This window comes from [Phormidium] sp. LEGE 05292 (genome assembly GCF_015207735.1).
Lineage (GTDB): Bacteria > Cyanobacteriota > Cyanobacteriia > Cyanobacteriales > Aerosakkonemataceae > Floridanema.
Genome location: NZ_JADEWG010000084.1, coordinates 21,932 through 28,304 on the forward strand (window position 1 = coordinate 21,932; position 6,373 = coordinate 28,304).

Consider the following 6,373-nt stretch of genomic DNA (forward strand, 5'->3'; position numbering starts at 1 on the left):
CCATTAACAGCTAACCATGACCAGAGTAAAACGCGGTAACGTTGCTCGCCAACGTCGCAAAAAAATTCTTAAACTAGCGAAAGGTTTTCGCGGTTCCCACTCGACATTATTCCGCACAGCTAATCAACAAGTAATGAAAGCATTGCGGAATTCTTATCGCGATCGCAAAAAACGCAAACGCGATTTCCGTCGCCTTTGGATTGCTAGAATCAACGCTGCTGCTCATCAACACGGAATCAGCTATAGTCAACTCATAGGCAACATGAAAAAAGCCAACATTGAACTTAATCGGAAAATGTTGGCTCAACTAGCCATCCTAGATCCAGAAAGTTTCGGCAAAGTTGTAGAAGTAGCAAAACAAGCTAAATGATGAAGTTGGCAACGGATATTTTAGCAGATGTAACTGAGAAAAATTCTGTTAAGAAAACAGAGTCAAAATCAGTTACATCACTGCTCATCCGCTGCTTAATTTTTTCATTTTCTTTATGGCAATTTGCCTTAGTTGGTAATGCCGCAGAACTCAAAGAAATTCAGCAACGCGGCTATTTAATTGTTGCTGTCAAAGATAACTTACGTCCGCTAGGTTTTCGTGATGCGGCAGGAAATTTGCAAGGATTAGAAATCGATCTGGCAAAGCGATTAGCACAAGAAATATTAGGGAATGCCGAAGCAATTAAATTTGTGCCAGTGACAAATCGCGACCGCCTCAGAGTAGTCTTAGAAGGACAAGCAGATTTAACAATTGCCAGAGTTACGGCGACAGCTGCACGCGATCGCGTAGTCAGATTTAGCATACCCTACTATATGGATGGGATTGCCTTAGTCACCAAAGAACCTAATGTGCGGAGTTTAAGCGACTTAGCCCAACAAAAAATTGCCATACTCAAAGGTTCGAGTACGATCGCCAAACTCAGATTTATCTTACCCAAAGCTCAGTTAGTCGGCGTGGATTCTTATGAAGAAGGGCGATCGTTATTAGAATCAAATGGCGCAGTTGCCTTCGCCTCTGACGTTAGCGTTCTTACAGGTTGGGTACAAGAATACCCCCAATACCGTCTCTTGCCAACCCTACTATCCGCAGAACCCCTAGCAGTAGTCATGCCCAAAGGAATCCAGTACGATGACTTACGGCGAGTTGTGAATGAAGCGATCGTGCGCGGAAAAATACAAGATTGGTTGCCCCAACTAGCTACCTCTTGGGGGCTACCTTGGGATAAAGTAAACAAATAAAGATTGAAACCACATTTAACTAAAAATATGGAAAGTTACCTACCAGTTGTTTACCTCTCAATATTACTAGTATTGCTCTCTGGAGCCGCCTTTGCTATTTTGCGCCAAATCTTCAAAACTCGCAAAGTAGAAACATCTCTTTCCCGCTTACAAAACAAGCTGAAAAACGAAAAAGGTACCGCCCAAGAATATTACGAACTGGGCAGCATTTATCTAGATAAAAATCTATTTTCCCAATCTGTTAACGTCTTTCAAAAAGCACTCAAAGAAGCAGAAAATGAAGAATCAGAAAACACAGCCTTAATTTACAACGGCTTAGGCTTTGCTTACTTCGCTCAAGAGCAATACGACTTGGCAATAAGACAATACAAAGAAGCATTGAAGCTCAATCCTCAGTATGTCACAGCAATTAACAATCTAGGCCATGCTTACGAAAAAAAGAAATTAACAACCCCAGCATTACAAGCTTATGAAGATGTTTTGAAAATCGAACCTAACAATCAAATAGCCAAACGACGCGCCGAAGCATTACGTAAAAGGTTAGTGACTTCATAAAAGCATAATCGCAGGATATCCTGTTTTTGAAGAGCGATCGCATTTGTGGAGAGAGTGCGATCGCTCTTTTGCAGAATCTTGAATATAGTTGGTTGATTTGCGATCGCTAACTATCCAACACTTTGATTTAGAATCACCTCAATTTCCTTTTTTAATCGCAATACTTTTTGACTGTTGGACTCACTCAACCATTTGAGGAGTAATTAACAAGTTATTCTTTCCCGTATAAATACGTAAGCTTTTTTTAAATTTATAGAACCATAATAGATTAGCCAACTATTTAGTAACTAATCAAATGGATCTCACAAAGATCATGGCAAGTTTGCAAAAAGTTGTCAAAATTCAAATTATCTATGAATTAATTGAGGAAATTAAAACGGTGAAAAGATTATATAACCGAAAATGAAACTCAGGCAAATTTATGAGCATTAGTTACTATTACTTTTCATCCACTCCACATAATAGAAAAGATGCCTAATCCAGAAAATTCCGAACAACTAGATTATCCATTTTTACTGGTAACACATATAGCTTGTGCTGACCAGCAGATTCATAACAAAGAGTTGAAATATCTGCACGCACTAGAGCAACAGAGGAGAGTGGGACAAAGCACAAAAGAGGAGAAAGAGAGAATACTCGCTCAAGACGAACATCTCATTCCTGTGGATTTTGTAGCTCAACAAGTGCCACAACAGGAACGCAGTTGGTCAATGGAAGAAATTCTAGTAATGGCTCATATTGATGGTTTATATTCACCCTTAGAACATCAAATGGTAGAGCGAGTTGGAAAAATTTGGAACTGGTCAAGCGAGAAAATACAGAGCTTTGTAGAATCTACAACAACTTACACTTTTACTCAGGATATCCCAAATGAAAGTAAGCTAGAGGACAATTTATGGAAAAATTCTGATTATAGAAATGCTATTCATCAATGCACTGAAATTGCCAAACAAGACTTCATATTTACAGAGTCAGCCCTCCAAGCAGCTAAGACAAGCCTTGATAACTTGAAAACGGGTATCGATTGCAGTCTCGAAACGATCCAGCAAAAAAGCAGTAGAAATGCCAACGCCCAAACAGCCGAAGAAGTTGCCAAACAGCTTGAGGCGACGAAGCAATCTTTAGAAGCAGAAATCGTCAAAAAAATTAAAGATGTATGCGAGTCACTTGATGCTAAACAACGCGCTCTCCATTATTTTACGATCGCATTCATGGGTAAAACCAAAGCTGGTAAAAGCACACTCCACGCAATTATGACAGGTGAAGGCTGGAATGCGATCGGTCTAGGTAAACAGCGCACAACTCGCCTTAATCGAGTATATGAATGGGAAAATATTCGGATTATTGATACCCCTGGAATTGGCGCACCAGGAGGCAAAACTGATGAAGAAATTGCCCAAAGCATTGTTAATGAAGCCGATGTCATCTGTTACTTAGTAACTAATGACAGTATTCAAGAAACTGAGTTTCGCTTCTTACGCCTGCTGAAAGAAAAAGCCAAATCATTAATTATTTTGCTCAACGTCCATAAAAATTTCCGTGATTCCCGACGTGGCCCTTACGAACTAGAAAAATTTCTCAAGAACCCCGATAAACTATTTGCTCTAGATGGTTCTAGTGGTTTGGGAGGACATATTAAACGTATCCGTGGCTATGCTCAGCAGCATTATGGCAATGATTATTTCCAGATTGTTCCTGTTATGTTGTTAGCCGCACAGCTATCCTATGAATCCGAACACCAAGAGCATCAAGACGAACTTTTCAAAGCAAGCCAGATGCGGAATTTTTTCAATGAAATTCGGCTATCTCTGATTGAATATGGTGCTATTCGACGTTCTCAAACTTTGCTTAATTGTACAGTAGGTGATATTGAAAAGCCTTACCAATGGGTCGTGCAACAAGCTGAAACTTATGAAAAATTAATAGGACAGTTGCAAAATAAGCGCCAGTTTATTTACAAAAAGATTCAACAAGCAACAAATGATGCGAGTAACAGCTTAAAGAATGAAATTGAGTTTATTTTTAAAGCTGCTTTAGATGATATTCAATCTTTTGCAGAAGAACACTGGAAATCTTCAGAAAGTAGGATGAAATCGGCATGGGAGCAAAAGCTTAAAAATATTCATTTTGAAGAACGCCTTAATACAGCATATAAAGAAGCAACAACACAATTTTCTAAGGAAGTTCAGGACTTGCTTCAGGAAGTTGGAACGGAATTGCAACTAATTGCTAAACTGGGTGGTCTGACCTTCAATTTTAACGAACAAGATTCAAATGATGAGCGAAATTTATTTCTGATTGGGGGAGGAATTTTAGCAGTAGCCGGAGCAGTGATGGTTCTTATACCTCCTGTAGCTGCTATTGGTTTAATTATTGGTATTGTTGGTGGCGTACTCGGTGTTATTAGTGGATTCTTCAAATCAAAACAAGAGAAACATAAAGAAGCAGTCGAAAATATTTCTAAATCACTGCAAACCCAAATAGAAAAGTATCAAAAAACAAGTATTTCGCATCTTTTAGAGCAATTAGACAAAAATTGCAATGAAGTTAAAATTAATGTTGATAACTACTTCAATAATTTAATTGCAGGTCTGGACACAATTGCTCAACGCCTAAATTCAATCACCCCGAACTAACAGCGATCCGTACAAAGCTGCGTGTAGAATTAAAAACTTATCTGGAACAAGGAGTACTTGGAGTAGCCTTTATCGGTCAGTATAGCTCTGGTAAATCTACCATCATTTCCGCCCTTACTGGGCGACGGGATATATATATTGATGCCGATATTGCTACTGATAAAACTACCAGTTACGACTGGAATGGTATCAAACTAATAGATACCCCTGGACTTTTTACAGAGCGCCAGGATCATGATGAGATTACCTACGATGCAATTAACAAATCTGACTTATTAGTTTTCTGTCTTACCTATATGCTGTTTGACTCACTCACAGCAGAAAATTTCAAAAAATTAGCTTATGAAAAAGGCTATCGCTGGAAAATGATGCTAGTCATCAACAAAATGTCTGATGAAGCAGGAGAAGAAGACCAAAAGATTGCTAACTACAGTAAAAGTTTAGTTGAAGCACTTAAACCTTATAGCCTTGATGAATTTCCTATCTGCTTTATTGATGCCAAAGACTACTGTGAAAGCGTAGATGAAGATGATGACTTTCTCCGTGAAATCAGTCAATTTCCAACTTTTATTGACGCACTCAACGCTTTTGTGAAGCGTCGTCGCGCTCTTACTAAATTTGATACACCAACCCGAATTGCATTAAGTTATGTTGATGACGCTCAGTTCAGTTTAATCCGCAACAATAACCAAGACTCAGCTTTTTTTGAATTACTTAATCGTCTGTCGCGCACAGTACGTCAGGAGCCCGATCGCCTGCGAACTAAAGTTCGAGGAATTGCCTTGAAATTATCAGCAGCAGTAGCCAATGAAGGAACAATTCTCGCTAGAGCAATAGGAGTTAATGAAAATATTGAGGCTCTAGCCAAGCAAGCCGAAAATAATCTGAAGAAATACTGTGAAAAGGCAGGAATCAAAATCGAAGAAGCTGTTAAAGCAGCCGTTGATTCACTTCAAGAAGATATTAAAGACGTATTTCAAAGTGATTTAGCCCAAGCTTTTGTCGCAAGTCTAGAAGTAAACCAAAAAGTATCTGCTCAAAATGTAGACTCTGGCGTAGATGTAGATCGATTGAGAAAGCAAGTTAAGCTGCTCAAAGATATCGGTGAAAGAGCAGGAATTGAATTGGTTAATTTGGCAACAAAGACAGGGGCAAACACTAATGGACAAGCATTTCTAAAGGCTGCTAATGTAGCAGGGGGTAACCTACATCGCGGCGTTTATGTTGTGGGAAAGTTTCTCGGTGTTAACTTTAGACCTTGGCAAGCAGTTAACATCGCTAAAGGAATAGCTAATGTAGCTAAAATCCTCGGCCCTATTCTAGCAGTAGGTTTATTGGCAGTGGATATTTATTCAGTGGCACAGGAAGAAGAAATCGATAGGAAATTAGCTGATGCTCGACGGGAAATCACGAGCCAGTTTATTGCGATCGGAAAAGACATAGAAAGTCAAATTGAAGCACAACTTCAAGAAGTAGAAACACAACTTTTTGGAGAATTTCAAAAGGAAATAACAGAAGCTCGTCAACAGGAAGAAGAGGCTATTGGTAAGTCAAACAAATTAGTAGCAGAGCTAGCGGAAATCCGTCAAGAATTTGAGCAAATTTTGCATGAAATAAACAAATATGGAGAAAATGCTTAATCACGCCTAAAGCCTTGATGTGATAAGCACCTGTTATATCAAAAACAAAAACCCCCTTTCTTGTTGAAAGGAGGTTTTATTTTTGTGTTTTTAATATAAACCCTGGCACCTTGCTATTGTCCCAGGCAGCAACCCGCCAAGTATCTTCGCCGCAGCAACGTTTCACCACCGAGTTCGGGATGGAGTCGGTGTGGTTCCATTGCGCCCACAGCACCAGGAAAACTCGTCTGTTGGGTAAAGAAAACCCAGAAGACTGCATAGTAAAAAGAGAGTTAAGAAACTAGAAGTAGAACTTACCAAATAGTATGTGTA

At 39.2% G+C, this 6,373-nt stretch carries 5 protein-coding genes and 1 rRNA gene; 5 read left to right on the top strand and 1 reads right to left on the bottom strand.

The window, feature by feature from the left end:
- The first annotated feature begins 16 nt into the window (after positions 1-16).
- The 5 genes from rplT to IQ264_RS20985 all read left to right on the top strand — a co-directional run bounded on the left by rplT (position 17) and on the right by IQ264_RS20985 (position 6,061).
- Positions 17-370: a 50S ribosomal protein L20 gene (gene rplT / locus IQ264_RS20965; protein ID WP_193982748.1), complete on the top strand. Its 354-nt coding sequence runs from the start codon at positions 17-19 to the stop codon at positions 368-370.
- Positions 367-1,230: a transporter substrate-binding domain-containing protein gene (locus IQ264_RS20970; protein WP_228061693.1), complete on the top strand. Its 864-nt coding sequence runs from the start codon at positions 367-369 to the stop codon at positions 1,228-1,230. Before rplT ends, IQ264_RS20970 begins: the two co-directional genes overlap by 4 nt.
- A gap of 27 nt (positions 1,231-1,257) precedes the next feature.
- Positions 1,258-1,785, top strand: coding sequence for a tetratricopeptide repeat protein (locus tag IQ264_RS20975; RefSeq protein ID WP_193982749.1), 528 nt, complete (start codon positions 1,258-1,260; stop codon positions 1,783-1,785).
- 470 nt (positions 1,786-2,255) lie between these two features.
- Positions 2,256-4,421 (top strand): GTPase, encoded by a 2,166-nt coding sequence (locus IQ264_RS20980; protein WP_193982750.1) that lies wholly within the window; start codon positions 2,256-2,258, stop codon positions 4,419-4,421.
- Between the two features lie 71 nt (positions 4,422-4,492).
- Complete coding sequence (locus IQ264_RS20985) at positions 4,493-6,061, top strand: GTPase (RefSeq protein ID WP_322744777.1); 1,569 nt, start codon at positions 4,493-4,495, stop codon at positions 6,059-6,061.
- Positions 6,062-6,161: 100 nt separating this feature from the next.
- Here IQ264_RS20985 and rrf read toward each other — a convergent pair.
- A 5S ribosomal RNA gene (gene rrf, locus IQ264_RS20990) occupies positions 6,162-6,279 on the bottom strand.
- Between the last annotated feature and the right edge of the window lie 94 nt (positions 6,280-6,373).

Bases quoted from the DNA above. Each gene is read 5' to 3' on its own strand.
- rplT (WP_193982748.1), top strand. From the start codon at position 17: ATGACCAGAGTAAAACGCGGTAACGTTGCTCGCCAACGTCGCAAAAAA.
- IQ264_RS20980 (WP_193982750.1), top strand. From the start codon at position 2,256: ATGCCTAATCCAGAAAATTCCGAACAACTAGATTATCCATTTTTACTG.
- IQ264_RS20975 (WP_193982749.1), top strand. From the start codon at position 1,258: ATGGAAAGTTACCTACCAGTTGTTTACCTCTCAATATTACTAGTATTG.
- IQ264_RS20970 (WP_228061693.1), top strand. From the start codon at position 367: ATGATGAAGTTGGCAACGGATATTTTAGCAGATGTAACTGAGAAAAAT.